The organism is Bradyrhizobium sp. 23AC (genome assembly GCF_054863025.1).
Map to the genome: position 1 here is coordinate 389439 of NZ_JAVAYN010000005.1, position 19475 is coordinate 408913.

Annotated in this window: 22 protein-coding genes; 9 read left to right on the forward strand and 13 right to left on the reverse strand. The window is 64.0% G+C overall.

Annotated elements, in window-relative coordinates; translation table 11 throughout:
• Positions 1 to 10: 10 nt before the first annotated feature.
• From RAD10_RS15525 to RAD10_RS15585, 13 genes are all read right to left on the reverse strand, one after another.
• Positions 11 to 586: a WbuC family cupin fold metalloprotein gene (locus RAD10_RS15525; RefSeq protein ID WP_461618200.1), complete on the reverse strand. Its 576-nt coding sequence runs from the start codon at positions 584 to 586 to the stop codon at positions 11 to 13.
• Positions 564 to 1229 carry a class I SAM-dependent methyltransferase gene (locus RAD10_RS15530; protein WP_461618201.1) on the reverse strand — a complete coding sequence of 222 codons (666 nt, stop codon included), beginning with the start codon at positions 1227 to 1229 and terminating at the stop codon, positions 564 to 566. Before RAD10_RS15530 ends, RAD10_RS15525 begins: the two co-directional genes overlap by 23 nt.
• A gap of 25 nt (positions 1230 to 1254) precedes the next feature.
• Entirely contained in the window at positions 1255 to 1647 is a 393-nt protein-coding gene (locus RAD10_RS15535) for an LIC12192 family sporadic carbohydrate cluster protein (RefSeq protein WP_018322238.1), read from the reverse strand.
• Entirely contained in the window at positions 1640 to 2446 is an 807-nt protein-coding gene (locus RAD10_RS15540) for a sporadic carbohydrate cluster 2OG-Fe(II) oxygenase (RefSeq protein ID WP_339034246.1), read from the reverse strand. The genes RAD10_RS15535 and RAD10_RS15540 overlap by 8 nt, the downstream gene beginning before the upstream one ends.
• The gene (locus RAD10_RS15545) at positions 2443 to 3561 is read right to left on the reverse strand and encodes a DegT/DnrJ/EryC1/StrS family aminotransferase (RefSeq protein ID WP_461618202.1); all 1119 of its coding nucleotides are present in this window, start codon (positions 3559 to 3561) and stop codon (positions 2443 to 2445) included. Before RAD10_RS15545 ends, RAD10_RS15540 begins: the two co-directional genes overlap by 4 nt.
• Positions 3551 to 4657, reverse strand: coding sequence for a DegT/DnrJ/EryC1/StrS family aminotransferase (locus tag RAD10_RS15550; RefSeq protein WP_028141025.1), 1107 nt, complete (start codon positions 4655 to 4657; stop codon positions 3551 to 3553). The genes RAD10_RS15545 and RAD10_RS15550 overlap by 11 nt, the downstream gene beginning before the upstream one ends.
• 8 nt (positions 4658 to 4665) lie before the next feature.
• A complete protein-coding gene (locus RAD10_RS15555) occupies positions 4666 to 5625 on the reverse strand; it encodes a transketolase family protein (RefSeq protein WP_461618203.1) in 960 nt (319 codons plus the stop codon).
• A gap of 10 nt (positions 5626 to 5635) precedes the next feature.
• Positions 5636 to 6484, reverse strand: a complete 849-nt coding sequence (locus RAD10_RS15560) for a transketolase (RefSeq protein ID WP_461618204.1) — start codon at positions 6482 to 6484, stop codon at positions 5636 to 5638.
• Positions 6459 to 7496: an aminoglycoside phosphotransferase family protein gene (locus RAD10_RS15565; protein WP_461618205.1), complete on the reverse strand. Its 1038-nt coding sequence runs from the start codon at positions 7494 to 7496 to the stop codon at positions 6459 to 6461. The genes RAD10_RS15560 and RAD10_RS15565 overlap by 26 nt, the downstream gene beginning before the upstream one ends.
• Positions 7493 to 8104 (reverse strand): hypothetical protein, encoded by a 612-nt coding sequence (locus RAD10_RS15570; RefSeq protein WP_461618206.1) that lies wholly within the window; start codon positions 8102 to 8104, stop codon positions 7493 to 7495. The genes RAD10_RS15565 and RAD10_RS15570 overlap by 4 nt, the downstream gene beginning before the upstream one ends.
• Positions 8105 to 8109: 5 nt before the next feature.
• Positions 8110 to 9111, reverse strand: a complete 1002-nt coding sequence (locus tag RAD10_RS15575) for an NAD-dependent epimerase/dehydratase family protein (RefSeq protein WP_104461133.1) — start codon at positions 9109 to 9111, stop codon at positions 8110 to 8112.
• Positions 9112 to 9138: 27 nt separating this feature from the next.
• Positions 9139 to 10704: a PfkB family carbohydrate kinase gene (locus tag RAD10_RS15580; protein WP_461618207.1), complete on the reverse strand. Its 1566-nt coding sequence runs from the start codon at positions 10702 to 10704 to the stop codon at positions 9139 to 9141.
• An 82-nt stretch (positions 10705 to 10786) separates the two neighbouring features.
• Entirely contained in the window at positions 10787 to 11803 is a 1017-nt protein-coding gene (locus RAD10_RS15585) for an SDR family oxidoreductase (RefSeq protein WP_461618208.1), read from the reverse strand.
• Positions 11804 to 11968: 165 nt separating this feature from the next.
• Here RAD10_RS15585 and RAD10_RS15590 point away from each other — a divergent pair, with 165 nt between their 5' ends.
• From RAD10_RS15590 to rplJ, 9 genes are all read left to right on the forward strand, one after another.
• Entirely contained in the window at positions 11969 to 12556 is a 588-nt protein-coding gene (locus RAD10_RS15590) for an SIS domain-containing protein (protein ID WP_461618209.1), read from the forward strand.
• 12 nt (positions 12557 to 12568) lie between these two features.
• Positions 12569 to 13588 carry a lysylphosphatidylglycerol synthase transmembrane domain-containing protein gene (locus tag RAD10_RS15595; RefSeq protein WP_461618210.1) on the forward strand — a complete coding sequence of 340 codons (1020 nt, stop codon included), beginning with the start codon at positions 12569 to 12571 and terminating at the stop codon, positions 13586 to 13588.
• A gap of 85 nt (positions 13589 to 13673) precedes the next feature.
• Positions 13674 to 14942 carry a class I SAM-dependent methyltransferase gene (locus tag RAD10_RS15600; RefSeq protein ID WP_028141015.1) on the forward strand — a complete coding sequence of 423 codons (1269 nt, stop codon included), beginning with the start codon at positions 13674 to 13676 and terminating at the stop codon, positions 14940 to 14942.
• A 366-nt stretch (positions 14943 to 15308) separates the two neighbouring features.
• Positions 15309 to 15500 (forward strand): preprotein translocase subunit SecE, encoded by a 192-nt coding sequence (gene secE, locus RAD10_RS15605; protein WP_026202711.1) that lies wholly within the window; start codon positions 15309 to 15311, stop codon positions 15498 to 15500.
• A complete protein-coding gene (gene nusG / locus RAD10_RS15610) occupies positions 15500 to 16054 on the forward strand; it encodes a transcription termination/antitermination protein NusG (protein ID WP_008136441.1) in 555 nt (184 codons plus the stop codon). The genes secE and nusG overlap by 1 nt, the downstream gene beginning before the upstream one ends.
• Positions 16055 to 16188: 134 nt before the next feature.
• On the forward strand, positions 16189 to 16617 hold the full coding sequence (gene rplK / locus RAD10_RS15615) for a 50S ribosomal protein L11 (RefSeq protein WP_006611824.1): 429 nt from the start codon (positions 16189 to 16191) through the stop codon (positions 16615 to 16617).
• 6 nt (positions 16618 to 16623) lie between these two features.
• A complete protein-coding gene (gene rplA / locus RAD10_RS15620) occupies positions 16624 to 17316 on the forward strand; it encodes a 50S ribosomal protein L1 (protein WP_014494487.1) in 693 nt (230 codons plus the stop codon).
• Positions 17317 to 17405: 89 nt separating this feature from the next.
• On the forward strand, positions 17406 to 18359 hold the full coding sequence (locus tag RAD10_RS15625; RefSeq protein WP_461618211.1) for a 2-hydroxyacid dehydrogenase: 954 nt from the start codon (positions 17406 to 17408) through the stop codon (positions 18357 to 18359).
• Positions 18360 to 18943: 584 nt separating this feature from the next.
• Positions 18944 to 19462: a 50S ribosomal protein L10 gene (gene rplJ, locus RAD10_RS15630; RefSeq protein ID WP_271594135.1), complete on the forward strand. Its 519-nt coding sequence runs from the start codon at positions 18944 to 18946 to the stop codon at positions 19460 to 19462.
• Positions 19463 to 19475: the final 13 nt, after the last annotated feature.

Here is a 19475-nt window from a genome sequence, read left to right on the forward strand (position 1 = left end):
GGGTCGAAATCTACCGTCTCGCCAGATGCTCCACGGCGAGCGCACCGATCTGTGTGACGTAGCGTTGGACCTCGGCAGCGTCGCCGCCATCGGGGGCCCAGTCGGGAAATGCCGTGCGTGAGGGATCGAACGGGCCGGCGGTGGTTTCGTGGAACACCAGCCATTCCGAGGTGATCAGGATCGAGTGGAAGACCTTTTCGGGCATCCGGTAATAGCAGCGCTTGCCCTGGCCGTAGGGCGCCATCTCGAGCACGTCGCGAATGCGGCCGTCATCCTCGAAGATCACGACCTGCGCAGTGCCCTCGATCACGTGAAACGATTCAGGTTTGCCAAAATGCTTGTGGGGCCGGACATAGGCCTCGCGATGATGCACGATCAGCATCTCGTGCAGGCTGGACGCGGGATCGGGGTGCGTGCACAGCCGGCTGCGCAGACGCGGGTTGCCGGCGGCGATGCGTTTCAGCTCCGCGATCGTGGCGTCGTCCGCCGTGACGATGGCGTCGTCCGAATAATACACTTCCGGATTCTGCGCGCGCAGCGACGTCGGCCGGCGCAGGCCGGCTTCACTCGAAGAAGATGAACCCATGGTCGCCCCGATAGCCGTATTTGTCGTAGATCCACGCCCAGGTTTCCGGGCCGTGGAAGCTCAGGCAGGTGAGCTGCCAGTAGAGGAGGTTCGCCTTTTCGCGCTCGTTGCGGAACGATTCCACCATCAGATATTTCGAGGTGCCGCGCCCGACGCGCTCGATCTCCGACACCGCGCGGAATACGTCTTCGAGCGGAAGGTTATGCAGCACGCCGAGCGACACCACGAGGTCGAAGCTGTGATCGGGGTAGGGGAGCTCGACGGCACTGCCGACCTTCAGCAGCGGCCGCACCTCCTCCTTGGCGTTGGCGATGCCGTAGTCGGAGATGTCGATGCCGGCGATCCTGAGGTCGGGGACAAGCTGGCTGAATTCGTAGAGCAGGTAGCCCTTGCCGCAGCCGACGTCGAGCACGCTCATGCCGGGCTTGATTCCGTAGCGATCGATCAAGGTCTGGGCGAGCGGGCGCCAGCGTCCGTCATAACGATAGCCGCCATAGCCGTAGCGCCGGTCGCCATCCCAGTAGTCCTGTCCCCATTGCCGCGCGACGGTGGCGGATTCCGCCTTGTCGTGCTCGACCACGCGCTGAACGTAGTTCCGCCTGGTCGATGCGTGCATCGGTTGGAGCAGGTTGATCTCGCTCATGGGGCCCAACCGGTCCGCGGCATCGTCACAGGATGGTGGCGTATTTATTGACCAGCAGGATGTCCTCGACGGCCTGGATGTCCTTCTGCGACGACAGCGTGATCTCCTCGACGGCGGCGTGGAGGTCGCAGCCCTCGCGCAGCACGCGGTCGTAGATCTCCCGTCGCCGTGCCTCGTCGGGCGGCAGCATGAAGATGCTGTAGAGGATCAGGCCATTCAGGCGGGGCAACTCGTCCAGGATGTCCTCGAGCACCATGTAGCTGCCGGGCATGATGTGCTCGACGGCGCTGAGCAGAAATTGCAGGTTCTTGCGCCGCGCGTAGTCGCGGATCACGATGTTCTGGACGTGCTGCGGGGTGCGGCTGCCGTTCAGCGGCCGCGCGCCGATATAGCCGCGATGGCCGGCTCGCTCAGCCATGGAAGCCTCCCGGCAGCTTGTATTGCATGCCGACCCGCGTCGCCGGGCGCAGCAGGATCGGCTCGAAGAACTCGCCGAAGCGCTTGTCCGCATAGGGCGACATGATGCTCTTGAAGCGGCAGTTCATGCTCCAGCGCGTGCCGGGCTCCTCGTTGACGCGATTGCCGTGCATCAGGGTCTGGTTGAACAGCATCACATGACCGTAGGGGATCTCGATGAAGGTCGCGTGCGGCTTGATCGTCTTGTACAGCTCCTCGGCGCTGCGCAGGTCGGCCATCCGGTCCTGCATGTCGCCGTTCAGCGACGGCGGCAGCAGATACATCGCCTTGGTGTGGTGGACGTCGACCAGCGGCACCCACACCACGACCTCGAATGGCGAGTCGCCCGACCAGACATCGGAATGGGTGGCAAGCAGCGAGGAATCGTCGCCGGGCATCTGGATGCTGAGATTGACGCGGCGCTGCATGCAGAGCTCGTTGCCGACGATGGTCTCGATCGTCGAGCGCGCCAGGCGGAAATAGGTCGGCCGAAACCACGCCTCGGCGTTGAGGCCGTTAAAGACGTGCAGCCGCAGGCCGTTGAGATCGTCCACGCTCACCCGGGTGTGGATGCTGTCGAGCATCGCATAGGGATCGTTGCTGTGCGGCAGCTTGAGATAGTCCGCCGCAAGCTCCGCGGCGCGCCGCTGGATGCGGTCGAGGCCTGCGCGGTCATCGGCCGGCGTGGTGACGAAGCCGTTGTCGATGAAGCGCTGCGCCAGCGCCTGCTCATCGGCCTGAAGGAAGTCCGTATCCGTCATGCAAAATACTCCCGGGCGGTCGCGCAGATATAGCTGATATCGGCGGCCGACAGGAACTGGTTGATGGGAAGCGTGAGGATCTGGTCCGCCTGCCGCTCGGTCACCGGGAACGCGCCGCGGCCTTGACCCAGATGCGCCGCCGCCGGCTGCAAATGGATCGGGACCGGATAATGGATCGCGGTCTCGATGCCCTTGTCGGCCAGATATTTCTGGAAGTCGTTGCGGCGGTCCGTCTGCACCACGAAGGTGTGGAAGGTGTTGAACTCGATGTTGCGGCAGGGCGGAATGAACAGGGGGAGCCCCGCGAGCTCGGCGCGGTATTGCGCGGCGTTGCGCCGCCGACGCTCGATCACCGAGGGCAGGTGACGCAGGCGAATGCGCAGCACCTCGGCCTGCAGCGTGTCGAGCCGGGACACGATGCCCCACTCCTGGACGTCACTGCGGTTGATGAGGCCGTGATTGCGAAGGCGGCGGATGCGTGCGGCCATCTCGGCGTCGGCCGTGACGAGGAAACCGGCATCGCCCGCGGCGTTGAGATTCTTCAGCGGATGGGCGGAGAAGCAGCCGAACGTTCCGATGGTGCCGCTCATGCGGCCGTCATAGGTCGAGCCGATCGCCTGGGCGCTATCCTCGATCACGGCCAGCGCGTGCTTGTCCGCGATCGCCATCAGCGGGGTCATGTCGGCCATGCGCCCGGTCAGGTGCACCGGCATGATCGCCTTGGTGCGCGGCGTGACGGCGGCCTCGACCGCGGCGGGGTCGATGTTCTGGTCCGGCAGCACGTCCGCAAAGACCGGCGTGGCGCCGACCGCGACGATCGCCGCGGTCGATGCCACGAACGAATTCGGCGGGGTGATCACCTCGTCGCCGGGACCGATGTCGAGCGCCCGCAAGGCGAGGATCAGTGCGTCGGTGCCGGAATTCAGCGTCACGACATGGGGCGAGCCGAGATAGGCGGACAATTCCTCCTCGAGCTTTCCAACCGCTACGCCCCCGATGAAATCGCCGCGCTGGAAAACGCCCTCGATCGCCTGCATGATCTCGGCGCGCTCTTCCTCGAACTGGGCGGGAAGATTGACGTAACCGATGCGACGGCGGCCGGTGTCAGCGTCCATGGCAGAACTTCCTGACGGTCTCGATGACGCGGTCCTGCTGGGCGCGCGTCAGATGCTGGTCGACGGGGAAGCTGATGACTTCCTTGGCGTGGCGGTCGGTGACCGGGAAGGTGCCGGGCGCGTAGCCGAGATGCTTGAGGCCTTCCTGCTGATACAGCGGGATCGGATAGTGGATCTTGGCCTCGATGCCGTTGTCCAGGCAGTATTGGTAGAGCTCGTCGCGGCGTTCGGCGAACACCATGTAGAGATGGTAGACGTGCTTCACGTTGGGCCGGCGCGGCGGGACGCGCAGGCCGGGCAGGCCGGCAAGGCCCGCGTCGTAATAGGCCGCGTTCTCGATCCGGCGCCGCGTGATCTCGCTGGTCTGGCCGATCAGCCAGTTGCCGACGACGGCCTGCAAGGAATCGAGCCGCGAATTGCAGCCGAGGATCGCGATCTCGTCGCGGTTCTTCATGCCGTGGTTGCGGATCAGGCGGAGCTTCTCGTTCATGCCGTCGTCATTGGTGACGACGACGCCGGCATCGCCCCAGACGTTGAGGTTCTTGAGCGGATGCAGGGAGAAGCCGGCGGCGATGCCGTGGGTGCCGGAACGCTTGCCCGCAAACTCCGACAGGATGCCCTGGCAGGCGTCCTCGACGACGGGGAGATTATGGCGCTGCGCGATCGCCATCAGCTTGCCCATGTCGGTGACCTCGCCGGTCAGCTGAACCGGCATGATCGCCTTGGTCTTCTTGGTAATGGCGGCTTCGACCTGATCGACGTTCATGCAGAAGGAATCGTCGCAGTCGACCAGCACCGGGGTGGCACCGGTCTCCGCGATCGCGCCGACGGTGGCGATGAAGGTGTTGGCGGCGGTGATGACCTCGTCGCCATGGCCGATGCCGAGCGCCTTGAGCGGCAACTTGAGCGCGTCGGTGCCGGATCCGACGCCGATGGCGTGGCGCACGCCGATCAGTTCGGCAAATCGCTTCTCGAATTCGGCGACGGGCTTGCCAAGGGTGAAGTCACCGGTCGCAACCAGCCGGCCGATCTCGGCCAGGATCGGAGCGGGGTCGGAGAATTGCTCGAGCAGATAGGAATATCGAACGTCGTACATGTGACCCGTCAGGTGGAATGAAGTTGAGGGGAGGATGTGCGCGACGCCGCGAGCGCATGCTCGATCGAGGTCGCGATGGCGTTGGGCGCGAGGCCGTGCTTCTTCAGCAGCGAGTCCTGCGAGCCGTAATTGTGCATGAAGCGGTCCGGCAGCGACAGCCGCAGCATTGCTGGCAGGCCGGAGCCGAGCTTGTCGATCAGCGTCTCCGCGACCGCACTGCCGAGGCCGCCGGAGGGCACGTGCTCCTCCAGCGTTGCCACGAGCTTGATGCCGCGGATCGCCTGCAGCAGGGCTTCGGTGTCGAGCGGCTTCACCGTATGCATGTGCAGGATGCCGGCGCGAACGCCTTGCGCGGCCAGCAGGTCGGCCGCGGCGATGGCGCGCTGGAGCATGATGCCGGTCGTCACCATGAGAACGTCGCCCGGCGGGCGCATCAGGATGGCCTTGCCGATCTCAAAGCCGTGCTCGGCCTTCGAGACGACGGCGTCTCCGCCCTTGCCGAGCCGGATGTAGATCGGTCCGGTCCAGTCGAGCGTCTTGTCCATCATGCGCGCGGCCTCGTCGGCGTCGCACGGGCAGACCACCGTCATGTTCGGCAGCGCCCGCATGATGGCGATGTCCTCGATCGCCTGGTGGGTCGGACCGAGCGGTGCGTAGACCAGCCCGCCGCCATTGGCGATCAGCCGCACCGGCAGATTGTGCAGGCAGAGATCGACGGCCACCTGCTCGTAGCAGCGGCGGGTGAGGAATGTCGCGATGGTGTTGACGTAGGGCACGAAGCCCTCCATCGCCAGGCCAGCCGACATGCCGATGATGTGCGCTTCCGAAATGCCCTCGATCAGATGGCGCTTGGGAAACTCCTTGCTCATCGCACGCAGCGTGCCGGCGCCGGGATCGGAGCCGATGTAAAGCACACGCTCGTCGCGCGCGGCGAGCTTGTGGACCATGTTCATCGCGGTGTTGCGCATGGGGAGCCGATCAAAAATCGCCGACGGCGACGCGGATGGCGTCGAGCTCGCTGTCGGACAGCTTGTTCTTGTGATGCCAATCGGCGTTGGATTCCGCGGCCGGCAGACCCTTGCCCTTGACGGTATGGCAGATGATCGCGGTGGGCTTGCCCGGAACGGCAGGGACCTGCTTCAGGACGGTGCGCAGGGCGCCGACGTCGTGGCCGTTGAGCTCCTGCACGGCAAAGCCGAAGCTGCGCCATTTGTCCGCGAGCGGCTCCAGCGGCAGCACGTAGTCGGTGGGGCCGTAGCTCTGAAGCTTGTTGTAGTCGATCATCGCGACGAGGTTGTCGAGCCCGTGCTTGGCCGCGCCCATCGCGGCCTCCCACACCGATCCCTCGTTGATCTCGCCGTCGCCGAGCAGGACGAAGGTCCGGTAGCTGCGCTCGCGCATGCGGGCGGCGAGCGCAAGGCCGACGCCGATCGACAGGCCGTGTCCGAGCGCGCCGGTCGATGCCTCGACACCCGGCACCATGCCGTATTCGGGATGTCCGCCCAAGATACTGTCGGAGCCGCAAAAGCCGTCGAGCTCCGATAGCGGGAAGAAGCCGCGATCGGCGAGCAGCGCGTAGAGCGCCAGGCAACCGTGCCCCTTGCTGAGGATGGCGCGGTCGCGTTCGGGATCGCGCGGGTTGTTCGGATCGATCCGCAGGATGTCGTCGTAGAGCACGCGGACCATTTCGATCAGCGACAGGGCCGGACCGACATGGCCGCGTCCCGCGGAGCGGACAGAACCGAGGACCAGGCGGCGCAAATAGAGACTGCGCTCGTCCAGCGTGCAGGTGAGGGCGGCTTCAGCGTGGGGTGAGATCTGGATCACGTTGGCAAATCGTTTGATGAAGCCGGCGTGCTTTGTCGAGCTGACCGGCAAGGCGGACCGTCAGATCGCCACCTTGCGCAGCCAAGGCGCGCCGGGAGCGGCTTTCGGGCAAATAGGCATTAAGGACAATCAGGCACCAGATCGCCCCGAACACAGGATACAGTACGTCACGGCGGATCGCAAACGCGTCATCCCTAGCCGCGAAGGCTTGCGTGAGGCGTTCGATGAGGCGATTCGCGCTTGTTGCGGGCAGATCGCTGCCGGGGTGGATCGCGGTATCGGACAGCAATTTGACCGGATCGTCCCAGCCGAAATATTCGAAGTCGATGAAGCGCAGGCGGCCGTCTTCGCCGCGCAGCGCGTTGTGCAGTCCGAAGTCGGACGGGCTCAATGCGCGATGCGCGGGCAAGAGGTCCGCGGCGGGATCCCGCCCCAGTTCCGCATAGCGCTGGCGGAGCCGCTGAATGGCGGTGGCAGTGCTGGGAACCAGGCTGCCGTCGATGAATGTACGCAGCTCGGGGTGATCCTGCGACTCGCGCGTCAACCCGTCGAGGCGCTGCTCGTACTGGGCGATGGCTTCCTCGGGCGAAAAGATGCTGGCCGACGCGTTCCGCAAGGTCTGTGCACCTTCGGCGTCGCGGAGCTTCTGCAATTCGATCAGGAAATCGGCCAGCTGGTCCGCATCGTCGGCCTGGGGATGCAGCACCGCCGCCTCGCCGTCGAACCATTGATACAGCGCGCAGAACGCATCGGCGTCCTTTGCGATGGGCCGTGGTGTCGAATTGATGTCGTGGCGCGACAGAAACGTCAGTGCGTCATATTCCTGTCCCAGCCGATCGCGTCCGTCGGACGGATAATGCTTGAGGGCGAGGGGTCGGCCCTCCGCCATCTCCAGCCGAAACACCCTGTTGTTGCCGCCGGACCGCGCCGGGTGAGCGGCCGCGACCGTTGCTCCGGCAAGGCGGCTGCCGATCGAGATCGCATCCGCTGCGCTGATGTCGGGCTCGCTCATGCCGCAAACACCTCGTCGCGGATGCCGGCCCATGTCGCGATCGGCTTGCAATGTTCGGGGTGCGGGGACTGCGAGCGCGTGAACAGGATCGATCGCGTGTCCTTCGGGAAATGCGGCTGCTCGAAGACCTCGACGAGATCGTCGATGAAGATGTCCAGCTCCAGGCTCGCGAGCCTGTCGACCTTGGCGGCCATCGTGTCCTCGAAATAAACATCGCCGCTGGCCACCGCCGCCTCCGCAGCGTCGATGAGGCCGGCGCCACGCAGCCAGCCGCGTGCGGCCTCGCGCAGGTCGGTATGGTCGGGGTCCTGATGACCAAATCGGGTCTTGTGGCTGACGATGTACACCCTGGCGCCGGCCTGTCTGCACGCCGCGAGGAATTCGCGCACGCCCGGATAGATTTCGGCGCCGCCAATGCCCTTGCCGTAGACGAAGCCTTGCAGGCCTTGCCAGGCGAGCTCGCCACCCGTGCGGGACCGCAAGAGATCCCGCACATCGTTCTTCAGCCCCTCCCAGCCCTCCGGCACCAGGTCGCGCTGACGCGCCGCGGCGGCAAAGACCTTGTCGTAGCAGATGATCGTGTTGTCGAAATCGATGCCGATCCGCACGCCGCTCACTTCAGGCTGATGTTCTGCATCATCTTGATGTTGAAATACCGGGGATCGTTCAGCGAGTTCGGCAGGCGGCCGGACCTGAAGGCGTCCACGAGGCCGGACACGGCCTGCTCGATCGTGTGCGTTGGTGCAAATCCGAGCTCGCGGCGGATCTTCTCCGAGGAGACGTGATAGGAGCGCAGATCGTCGGTCGGCTCGACGGCCACGTCGACGTTGTTTCCGACCACCGATTTGACGATGTCGGCGATCTTCATCAGCGAGTGGTTCTCGTAGCCGATATTGTAGGTCTTGCCGTCGATCTTCGCGTCATCCTGCTGCAGCAGGAACAGATAGGCGGCCGACATGTCCTCGATGTGCAGGTTGGGCCGCTTCTGCGTTCCGCCGAACACGCGGATGCGGCCGGTGTTGACCGCGAGGTTGGTCAGGATGTTGACGACGACGTCGAGGCGCTGCCGCGGTGCGTAGCCGCAGACGGTGGCGGGACGAACCGTGCAGGTGACGAAGCCGGACGCAGCCTCTTCGGCGAGGTCGGTCTCGCACATCGCCTTGAATTTGGAGTAGTCCGTGAGCGGCTCGCAGGACAGTTCCTCGGTCACCTCGGCCTCGTCCTTGATGCCATAGACGCTGGACGAGGAGGCGTAGATGAAGCGCTTGATGCCGGCCTTCTTCGCGGCGCGCACCATCGGCCGGAAGCAGTCGTAGTTGATGGACTTGCCGAGCCCCGGATCGAGCTCGAACGAGGGATCGTTGGAGATGCAGGCGAGGTGGATCACCGCATTGTTGCCGCGCAGGGCCTCGTTGATCGCGGCCTCATCGCGGATGTCGCCCTTGATCAGGCGAAGGTTCGGATTGTTGCGAACCGCGTCGAAGACGGATTCGCCGTACATGAACAGGTCGAGCACCGTGACCTTGTGGCCCGCTGCCAGCAACTGGGGAACCAGCACGCTGCCGACATAGCCGGCGCCACCGGTGACCATCACGTTCCATTTCTGATCAATCACTGTCGTTCTCCAGATTTCCCGCTCGCGTTACTTCAATAGCGCGGTGACGAATTTGACCAGCGGCGCCTTTTCGACCGAGTTGCGGTGACCGACAATGCCGACCTTGATCGCGCCCGCCGCGTTGCCGATGAAGGCGACGTCCTCGATATTGCCGCCGGCCGCCACCAGTGGCGCCGTGATCGTCAGGAAGGCATCGCCGGCGCCGACCGTGTCGACGACGGTCTTGGTGAATGCGGGCACGCGCGCGACGCCGGTCTTCGACGAGAAGGGGTAGCAGCCGAAGGAGCCGTGCGTGATGATCATGTTGTCGCAATCGATCTTGCTGTGCAGGCGATTCTCGATCACCGACGCGATGTCGCTGAACTTGTCGGTCGCGGCCAGCCGCGCTTCCGGCGCGTCGATGCAGACGTAGTCGGCTCGCGGATACTTGGTGATAAGATTATAGCCGTGGTTGCCGCTGTTGCTCTGGGCGTTGACCGCCAGGAACTTGGAGTTCGCGATGAGCGTGTCGATGGTGCTGGACGCGATCATGCCGTGACCGAAATCGGTGACGATCACCACGTCCCCGCCACGAACGCGCTCGGCGGTGATTCGGTCGATCTCCTTGCGCTCGGCCTCGTCGAGCGGCGTGTCGTCCATGGTGTAGACTTCGAAGAGCTTGTGCAGGTAGCCCATCTCGACGTACCGCAATTTACGGGTCGTCGGTCGGCCCTGAATGCGGATCGGTGTCAGCGTGACATTCGGGCGGACATGCGCGCGAATGAACTCCTCGGGGTAGTCATTGCCACCGAGCGTCGTGACGATCTCCACCGACTTGCAGAAGCTCGCCACGTGATTGGCCGCAGCAATGACGCCGCCGGCAAATTGCTCGCCATTCTTGAGCAGGGTGGCGACGATGTTCTCCTTCGAAGCCTTCCCCAGCGCCGTGACGTACTGGTATTCGTCGATGATGGTATCGCCGACCAGCACGACGTGCATGTCCTGGATCTTGTCGATCAGCTTCAGCAGGCGTTCGGCGCCGCCGCCTTCGCGTACCTTCTGGAGGTAGTCGCGCAGGGGGGGATCGTAGATGTCGAAATAGCGGTTCAGCAGCGACGAGGAAGAGAAGGTGACGTCGCGCGTGAAGACGATCCGTCCGCCATGACGTTCGACGGCCTCGCGCTCGGTGGCGATCTTGCCGGTGACGTCATCCTCTGGGTTTTCGTAGTCCGAGCCCTTCACGTAGATGTCGGGGCGCACGGCATCGAGGACCGGCTCGGCGCTGGAGGTCCGGTTGATGCCGACCCAGTCGACCGTGCCGAGCGCGGCCAGCATCTCGGCGCGCATGTTTTCCGGAAAGATCGGCCGTCCCGGGCCTTTGTTGACGAAACGGTCGGCGGTGATGGTCACGATGACCACGTCGGCCTCGTTGCGCGCCGCCAGGATGTGCCGGACGTGGCCGAGATGCACCAGATCGAACACGCCGTGGCAGAGCGCGACGGTCTGGCCCTTGGCCTGCGCGGCGCGCGCAATCTCGCCCACCTCCTCGATCGTCCTGATCTTGTCGTGCGGTGCCGGATGGCCGGTCGGCTTGTCTGTCGCAGCATTACCCATGTGGATTACCCAAAGCGCCGGCAGGTCTCAGATGGCCGGACTGAAATGATCGACTCGCAGCAACGATATCCGGCGAGCCTGTTCAAGAGCTTGCCTTCTGCGGCGAGCCGTCGTCGTCACCGAGATATTTGAACCAGTCCTTGGTGGCGTCGGCGATCTTGTCGACCGTCCAGAGAGGCGCGTCCTTGTACTGATCCATCGACTTCAGCATCGTCGCGACGCCGTCCTCGAATTTCACCTTCGGCGTCCAGTTCAGGACCCGCTTGATCTCAGTGATGTCGGCGTAGGTGCAATCGGGCTCGCCCGGTCGCTTGGGAATGTGGACCTTGTCGCCGCCGAGAAGCTCGACCAGCCGGTTGACGCTGTAGGTGTTGTCAGAGCCGACATTGAATATCTCGTGCGAGATATCGGAGCGCGCGGCGGTCACGAAGGCGTCCGCGACGTCGCTGACGAAGGTAAAATCGCGCGTCTGCTCGCCGTCGCCGACCACGGTGAAGGGCTTTCCGGCAAGCTTCTGCGCCATGAAGACGCCGAACACCGCACCATAGGTGCCCGTGGTGCGATGGCGCGGCCCGTACACGTTGAACAGGCGCAGCGCGACCGCAGGCAGCTTGTAGACCTGGCACCAGTGCATGACGCACTGCTCGCCGAGATTCTTGGTAAGCGCGTAGGGATACATCGGCCGGATCTCGGCGCTCTCCGGCGTCGGATAGACGTCGGGAATGCCGTAACAGGACGACGAGGCGGCGTAGACGAAGCGCTTGGCGCCCGCGTGCCGCGCCGCTTCGAGAACGTTGACCGTGCCGTCGACATTGGCGCGATGATACGGGATCGGGGACTCGATCGAGGGAACGATGTCGGCCAGCGCCGCGAGATGGAAGACCCAGTCGATACCGTGGAAATACGGCTTGATCGACTCGAGATCGGTGACGTCGGCCCGCACGACCTTCAACTGGCTCGAACCGGCGCGTGCGGCCAGATTTTCGGGGCGCCCGATCACGAAATTATCGAGCGCGATGACCTCGTGGCCGTCGTCGAGGAGACGATCGACGAGGTGACTTCCAATGAAACCGGCGCCGCCAGTAACGATGCATTTCATGAGGAACATCCGTGACGCGAATGCCCAGCGAAACAGGCCCGCCAATGTTGAGTGAAACCCGAAAGCCGACTACCAGCCGCTCGCCGACTTTGCAAGTATTATACCTTTGCAATCCTTGGTAATAGCCGGTATCACCCGGTCATGTTGCAATCGAGCCGCCAGCCCATGCCCGCCGTGTCCGTCGATCCCGATCACAAGGCTTTCCTCGACGATTACGTGGGGCGCCTCCATCGCGCGACGGCGGTCGACGACGGCGCTTTCGCCGCAATCTCCGCCACCCGCGCCACTTGGTTGCGCGCGCGCGAGCAGGGCGGTCGCGTCATTTTCATCGGTAATGGCGGCTCGGCCGGCATCGCTTCGCATCTGGCGATCGATCTGGCAAAGAACGCATCGGTGCCTGCGCTCTGCTTCAGCGACGCGAGCATGATGTCGTGCCTTGCCAACGATTACGGGTTCGAGGACTGGATCGCGCACGCCGTGCGGCTGAGCGCGCGTGCCGGCGACTGTCTCGTCGCGATCAGTTCGTCGGGGCGCTCGAAGAACATCCTCAACGCGGTTGCGCAGGCGCGGACGATGAAGCTCGACGTGATCACGCTGTCGGGCATGAATGCGGACAATCCGCTGCGCAATCTCGGCGACGTCAATTTCTTCGTCGATAGCCGCAGCTACAACATTGTCGAGACCACGCACCAGTTCTGGATGATGGCCGCGATCGACCTCGTGATCGGTCGCGCGGAATATCCGGCATCCTGAGGCGGGCATCCGATGCAGTCGCGGTTCAAACAGGCGGCCCTGTTTTCGATAAAGCTGCTGCTGTCGATTGCCGTGCTGGTCTACATCGCGCGCGGTCTCGATCTGCAGCGGTTGCGCAGCCATCTCGTCTCGGTCGATCCTTTGCTGTTCGTCCTGGCGCTGGCGTTGATTTTCTTCCAGACCTTCGTGCTCAACGGCCGATGGGAGCTGATTATGCGCGCGCTCGGCGTGTCGCTGGACTGGCTCGCGGGCTGGCGGATCCTCATGATCAGCCTCTGGTTCAACCAAGTGTTGCCGTCCTCGGTCGGCGGTGATGCGGTGCGGATGTGGCTGCTGCGCCAGCGCGGCGTGCAGTGGCCGGAGGCGGTCAAGGGCGTTGCGGCCGACCGTTTCACGGCGTTGATCGGGCTGATCGCGCTGATGGTGGCCGGATTGCCGTTCCTGTTGTCCCGCGTGTCCGATCATGCCGCCATTCTGGCCATCGGCGGTCTGACGCTGGCCGGCGTCGCCGGCACCGTGGTTCTGTTGACGCTCGACCGTCTGCCCAAGCGCCTCATCGCCCATCCGGCGATCGCAAGCTTCGTCCGGTTCGGAGCGCTGGTCAGGTTTCTCCTCCTGCAGTCCGAGCGCCGTGCTTTGCTGTTCGGGTCGGCGCTGCTCATCCATCTCGTGACCGCGGCGGCCTGCTTCGCTCTGGCGCGCGGTGTCGGAGCGCAGCTCTCGGTGGTGGACGCCGGCATCCTGATTCCGCCCGTGGTGCTGTTGACCGCGGTCCCGATCTCGATCAGCGGCTGGGGCGTTCGCGAGGGGGCGATGGTCGCCTGCCTCGGTCTGGCGGGCGTTCCTTCCGAGGAAGCGCTGTCGGTTTCGCTGCTGCTGGGCGCCATCAGCGTGATCATCGGGCTCGTCGGCGGCGCGATCTGGCTGGCAAGTCCGGAGCGCGGATCGTATTCAGCGGACAAGGCCGCCAAGGCGGCGGAGGAAGCCCCCAGCTACGACGGGCTGGGCAAGGAAGTCTCGAGCCACCCATGACCCGCTTGAGCCCGTTGCTGGCGGTCTGGTCTTCACAGGGTGGGATTGCCTCACCCGATCGCGTATCTCATTTTTCGGTTCCACGATGAAAAACCTGTTCTACGTCCGCCACACCTGCCGCCTTTGTCATTCGGACAAGCAGGAGCTTGTCGTCCCGATGGCAGGCATGCCGATCGGCACGCCGAACTTCCAGGTCCCGGACGCCAGCGTCGACGATCCGGTGTTCCGCGCCGCGGTGCCGATGGCGCTGCATCTGTGCAGGGATTGCGGCCATCTCCAGATTCTCCATGTCGGTAATCCCGAGATCCAGTACCGCAACTACGTCTACACCACTTCGCTCTCGCTCGGTCTGCGGGAGCACTTCGCCGGCTACGCCAACGACGTCGTCAGCCGCTTCGGTGTCGCGCCGGGCTCGCTGGTCGTCGAGCTCGGCAGCAACGACGGATCGCTGCTCGGCTTCTTCAAAGAGCGCGGCATGCGGGTGTTGGGTGTCGATCCCGCTGTGGACATCGCGAAGCGCGCGACGGAGGCGGGGATCGAGACCATCGGCGATTTCTTCACAGATGCCATCGGTCACCGCATCCTGCAGAGCCACGGTGCGGCGAGCGTCGTGATCGCCAACAACATGATCGCCAATGTCGACAATCTCGATCCGCTGGTGATCGGGGTTCGCGACGTGCTTGCGCCGGACGGATTGTTCGTCTTCGAAACGCAATACGGCGTCGACGTCACCGAGAAGAACCTGCTCGACACCGTCTATCACGAGCATCTGTCGTATTTTAACATCAAGCCGCTGATCCGTTTCTTTGCCCGGCTCGGCATGGAGCTGATCGACGTCCAGCACATCTGGACCAAGGGGGGCTCGATCCGCGTGACCGTGCAGCGCGCCGGCGGCGCCAAGAAGCCGTCGGCTGAGGTCGCGCGCTTCGTCGCCGAGGAAGAACGGCTGGGCGTCGATCAGCCGGCCTATTATGCGCCCTATGTGAAGCGGATCGCCGCGATCCGCGACGAGCTGGTCGCGATGGCTGATGCCGCTCATGCGCGTGGGCAGCTCGTTGCCGGCTACGGCGTCTCGGTCGGCACCACGACGCTGCTGCCCCAGTTCGGTCTGGAGAACAAGATCGACTTCCTGGTCGACGACGATCCCAAGAAGGGGAACGTGATGGCCGGCCCGGGTTACGATATCCCGATCCTGCCGCCTGCGGCTCTTTACGAGCGCAAGCCGGCGTTCGTCGTCGTCTTCGCCTGGCGCTACGTCGACCCGATCCGGGCCAAGCACGCCCGCTACTTCGCCGAAGGCGGAAAGTTCGTGGTGCCGCTGCCGGGCATTTCCATGGTCGAGCGGGCCGACTGACCCGCGCAATAGGGCCGAGGCGGACGCTCCGGGGGAGCGTCTGGGAGGAACCGGACGGGCGCTGCGATTGCGCCCTGAAGGGTGGGTGGATAAGCCTTTGATCCGGCTGGGCTCTACTCTAGCGCCCGGGAAGGTCGGCTGGTCCAGTCTGGCCCTCTATATCTTGACCTTTGGTCCTATCCGCAGTAGATACCCCGCACTCGCAGCCGGCCCGTTAGACGCGGATCTCCGGCGCGGCTTTGAAATCCCCGAACAATCGAGCCCGGTTTCCGGCTCATCCTTCGAGACAGAGGGCTGGGCCAACGGCGGCTGTTCGGATCCCTGAAATTCATTCGCGTCTGTCTACGGACGTTGGACATCAAAACGATGGCAGTCAGCCCGTTCAAGTTCTTGCAGGAAGTGCGCTCGGAGACCGCCAAGGTCACCTGGCCGACCCGCCGCGAGACCACGATCACCACCATCATGGTGTTCGTCATGGTCGCCGTGGCCTCGATCTTCTTCTTCGCCGCCGACCAGATCATCCGTGTCCTCATCACTTACCTTCTGGGCATTCACTGATGGCAACCGCAACCGCTCAACTGTCCGACAAGCGCTGGTACATCGTCCACGCCTACTCGAACTTCGAGAAGAAGGTCGCCGAATCGATCCGCGAGCAGGCCAAGCAGCGCGGGCTTGAGGAGCTGTTCGAGCTGGTGCTGGTTCCGACCGAGAAGGTCACGGAAGTGCGCCGCGGCCGCAAGATCGACGCCGAGCGCAAGTTCTTCCCCGGCTACGTGCTGGTGAAGATGAAGCTGACCGACGAAGCGTTTCACCTGATCAAGAACACGCCGAAGGTCACGGGCTTCCTCGGCGCCGAAAACAAGCCGATGCCGATCTCGGAATCCGAGGCCATGCGCATCCTGCACCAGGTGCAGGAGGGCGTGGAACGGCCGAAGGCGTCGGTGTCGTTCGAGATCGGCGAGAACGTGCGCGTGGCCGATGGCCCGTTCGCCTCGTTCTCGGGTGTCGTCGAGGAAATCGACGAGGCGCGCTCGCGCGTGAAGGTCGCGGTGTCGATCTTCGGCCGTGCCACGCCGGTCGAACTGGAATTCGGTCAGGTCGAGAAGGTCTGACCGGGTAGCGCGTGAAGCCGAAAAGCTTCGCGCAAAGAGAGGCCGTGGGAGGGAGAGGGCGGTTGCCAGCCGCATCCGACCCAGACCACGAACCTGAAACCGCTGGCAGCCAGCCGGCACAACAGGAGTGATACATGGCAAAGAAAGTGACCGGATACCTGAAGCTTCAGGTCCCGGCCGGTGCGGCGAATCCTTCGCCCCCGATCGGTCCCGCGCTCGGTCAGCGCGGTCTCAACATCATGGAGTTCTGCAAGGCGTTCAACGCCCAGACCCAGAAGGAAGAGAAGAACACCCCGATTCCCGTCGTGATCACGATCTACGCCGATCGTTCGTTCACGTTCGAGATGAAGACGCCCCCGATGTCCTTCTTCCTCAAGCAGGCCGCCAAGATCCAGTCCGGCTCGAAGGCGCCGGGCCGCGACAAGGCCGGCAAGGTGACCAAGGCGCAGGTGCGCGAGATCGCCGAGAAGAAGATGAAGGATCTCAATTGCGATTCCATCGAGTCGGCCATGAAGATGGTCGAGGGCTCTGCCCGTTCGATGGGCCTGGAAGTGGCGGGGTAAGCGGTCATGGCAATCGGAAAGCGTTTGAACAAAGCCCGCGAAGGTGTTGACCGCGAAAAGCTTTACCCGCTCGCGGACGCCATCAAGATGGTCAAGGAACGCGCGAAAGCGAAGTTCGACGAGACCATCGAGGTCGCGATCAATCTCGGCGTCGATCCGCGTCACGCCGATCAGATGGTCCGTGGCGTCGTGACCCTGCCGAACGGCACCGGCCGTACGCTCCGCGTCGGCGTGTTTGCCCGCGGCGCCAAGGCCGATGAGGCCAAGGCTGCGGGTGCCGACGTCGTCGGCGCCGAAGACCTGGTCGAGAAGGTGCAGAACGGCTCGATCGATTTCGACCGCTGCATCGCCACCCCCGACATGATGCCGCTGGTCGGCCGTCTCGGTAAGGTGCTGGGCCCGCGCGGCCTGATGCCGAACCCGAAGATCGGCACCGTGACCATGGACGTCACCGGTGCGGTGAAGGGTGCCAAGGGCGGCTCGGTCGAGTTCCGGGTCGAGAAGGCCGGCATCCTGCAGGCAGGCGTCGGCAAGGCCTCGTTCTCCGAGGAGAAGCTGGTCGAGAACATCAAGGCTCTCGCCGATGCTGTCTCGAAGGCGAAGCCGGCCGGTTCCAAGGGCACCTACATCCAGCGCGTTGCGGTGTCCTCGACGATGGGCCCGGGCGTGAAGGTCGAGCCGGGCACCATTCTCGGCTAAGTCTGGAAATTGCATGAGGCGAGGGGCGGAATTGGGCAACCGATTCCGCCCCTCGTCGTTTGTGGCAGGGCTCACCGGAAACAAGAGCAATGGCTGACAAGGTCCTGATCTATTCGCGCTTTCCCAAGACGATGATGGCGCGCTTTGCCGAGCGGTTCGAATTGCTCGACACCGGTGGCAAGCCCGCTTGGGAGGTGTTTTCGGCGGAGGAGCTCAGTGGCATCCGCGCACTGCTGACCGCAGGCGGCTCGCCGCTCGGTGCCGAGGCGATGGATATGTTTCCAAAACTCGGTGCCATCGTCTGCTACGGCACCGGCTATGACGGTGTCGACCTGAAGGCGGCAGCCAGTCGCAACATCGCAGTCGGCCACAGCCCGGGCGCCAATGCCGCTTCGGTCGCCGACATCGCGATGACCCTGATGCTGGCGACGACCCGCCGGATCCTCGTCGCCGACCAATATGTCCGCAGCGGCGACTGGGCGGCGTCGAAGCAATCGCCGATGATGCGCCCGCAGGCCGGCATGCCCGGCCGCCGTATCGGCGTCTACGGCATGGGCGAGATCGGTCGCAAGATCGCAGGCCGCTGCGCCGCCTTCGAGAGCGAGGTCGGCTATTTCAGCCGCAGCAAATACGATCTGCCGTACCAATATTTCCCGACGCTGGAGGCTCTGGCCGATTGGTGCAGCGTGCTGATGATCGCGGTTCGGGCAGGGGCCGAGACCCAGCACGTCGTCAATGCCGATATCCTCAAGCGTCTCGGGGCGAACGGCTACGTCGTCAACATCTCCCGTGGCTCGGTGATCGACGAGGAGGCGCTCGTGGCGGCCCTGACCGACAAGACCATCGCCGGCGCCGGCCTCGACGTCTTCGAAAAGGAACCGCACGCGCCCGACGCTCTGACCGCGCTCCCGAACGTGGTGTTCGCGCCCCATATCGGCGGCCACACCCTCGAATCGCACGTCGCCATGCAGAACTGCGTGCTCGCGAACCTGACGGCGTTTTTCGAGGGCAAGCCGCTGCCTCATGAGGTCAAATCGGCCTGAATCGGTCCTTATCGACCCGGATCAAGCGCCCAGGGCAACAGATTGGAACTGGTGTGAATTTTGCTCTTGGCAAGCAGGCGGAGAGCGGTTAAAGAACCGCTTCCGGACGTGCCGGCCTCGGCTGGCGCGTTCGTGCACGCATTTCGAAAACCCGACACGACAGGAGATCATTCCTTTTCAGGAACGTCCTTGAGGATTTGCCCGAAAAGGAAGGAAAACCCGTCGGTTGGTGGAGTGCGGGCAGGGGTCGGACGGTTCGCCGGCTGACCTTGTCCTGTCCAAGACTGCAGGCGCTCGCGGGAAGTTTCGACTTCTCAACGGCTTAATCGCATGGCCTGCATAGACGGGTGAAGACCGGATTTCACTTCGCCTTCCACCTTAAGGGTGGTTGCGAAACGGGTCTGGTTCGGACCTCGACACGCCGTGGGCTCTCACGAGCTCCCGGAGGGCAGGCTTTGAATCGTCGTCTCGCCCGGCGCGTGTCCGATGGGTTTTGACCCGGAGGTTCAGGTTTTGGGTGGGGCGATGGGTGCAACCCGGCGGTCCCGCTTTTCGCGATGACCGCCAACCGGAAAGAGCTTGCTGTGGAACGAGCGGCAAAAAAGGAAGCGGTCGAACAGCTCAACGGGGTCTTCAAGACCACGAGCGTCGCGGTCGTTGCTCAATATTCCGGCCTGACCGTCGCCCAGATGCAGAAGCTGCGCATGCAGATGAAGCAGGCTGGCGCTTCGGTGAAGGTCTCGAAGAACCGTCTCGCCAAAATTGCTCTTGAAGGCACTGACGTCATTGCCATCGGCCCCATGCTGAAGGGACCGACTGTGATCGCCACTTCGAACGATCCGGTAGCGGCGCCAAAGGTCGCCATCGAATTCGCCAAGGCGAACGAAAAGTTCGTCATCGTCGGCGGCTCGATGGGGAAGACCGTCCTGAATGTCGACGGCGTGAAGGCGCTTGCCTCGCTGCCGTCGCTTGATGAACTGCGCGCCAAGATCGTCGGCCTGCTTGTGGCCCCGGCGACCAAGATCGCTCAGCTCGCCAATGCGCCCGCGGGCAAGCTCGCGCGCGTCATCCAGGCTCATGCCTCAAAGGGCGAAGCGGCCTGACGCCCTTCGCAAA